2 protein-coding genes are annotated in these 1,149 nt (G+C 42.9%); both read left to right on the top strand.

All coding sequences use genetic code 11. The annotated features are described in order from the left end of the window. The first annotated feature begins 163 nt into the window (after positions 1–163). A complete protein-coding gene (locus OKC30_RS20975) occupies positions 164–937 on the top strand; it encodes a hypothetical protein (RefSeq protein WP_270809820.1) in 774 nt (257 codons plus the stop codon). Between the two features lie 39 nt (positions 938–976). Next, positions 977–1,138 (top strand): hypothetical protein, encoded by a 162-nt coding sequence (locus OKC30_RS20970; RefSeq protein ID WP_270809818.1) that lies wholly within the window; start codon positions 977–979, stop codon positions 1,136–1,138. The last annotated feature ends 11 nt before the right edge of the window (positions 1,139–1,149 follow it).

Raw genomic sequence — 1,149 nt, 5'->3', positions numbered from 1 at the left:
GGGCATGCAGTCGTGGCAAGCCCTCCGATGCCATATCGGCTCTTGAAGCTGGCTGAGGGTCATGGGTAATCAGGAACCTTATTAAACGAAACATTTTGGATGCGCGACATTTTATCCGAACTGGCTCAGTGCGCCTAATCAACCTATTTAACTGGAGTTTCATATGTTATTCGAACAACACATCGCAAAAATGAAAGATTATCAATCAAACGCAGGAAATCAATTGCCAGCCAATTTAAAGATGACTGATGACGGTAAGTTTTCGGTGTATTACGCGCCATTTGATTATATCAATCATGATGCAAAAATCGTTTTATGCGGCATTACCCCTGGTTATCAACAAGCTGATCTCGCATTGGCAGAAGCAAAACGTCAGATAATTGCCGGTAGTTCATTCGACATAGTGAAAAGAAAAGCCAAAGAAACTGCTAGCTTTGGTGGAAAAATGAGGGGGAGTCTAATCAGTCTTCTTGATTCCATTGGCGTGAATCAATTACTCGAACTCGATTCATGCGATCGACTGTTTACGACGCATACACACTATGTGCATTACACATCCGTACTTCGATATCCGGTGTTTGATAGCGGAAGTAATTACACAGGTTCAAGCGCAATCTTGCGTCGCCCATTACTAAAACAACAGCTGGATAATTATTTCGTAGAAGAGCTTAAACAATTACCGAAAGACTGTTTTTTCATTCCGCTTGGCTCGAACGTATCACTGGTGTTTGACTATCTGATCAAACAAGGAAAGGTCAAAACTGATCGTGTGCTGAGTGGTTTGCCACACCCTTCAGGTGCCAATGCTGAACGGATCAGCTATTTCCTTGGTCGCAAAGCGAAAGAGAATCTATCACCTAAAACTAATGCAGAGCAGATTGACGCAGTGCGGCAACAGTTATTAGGCCAGATTACTCAGTTGATCCGTACCGCATAACCAAACGCTCCAGGTAGATGGAAAATTAAGGGATACAACATGAATTTTTTACAAATCAAATTAACGCAGGGCAATATCAACCAAGGTCATTTTTATTTACAGGATTGCCGTAATTTCTTTCCAGCAGCTAGGGAAAGTGGCCTTGTTGCACAATTCCAAAGCAGGACAGCAGTCTCTCAGGCGCCGATTTCGCTCAGTTGACCTGTTGTCGT

Origin of the sequence: Aeromonas sp. QDB18, assembly GCF_027705325.1 — a bacterium.
Classification (GTDB): domain Bacteria; phylum Pseudomonadota; class Gammaproteobacteria; order Enterobacterales; family Aeromonadaceae; genus Aeromonas; species Aeromonas caviae.
The sequence above is the reverse complement of the archived record's forward strand: the minus strand, read 5'-3'. Positions and strand labels throughout refer to the sequence as shown.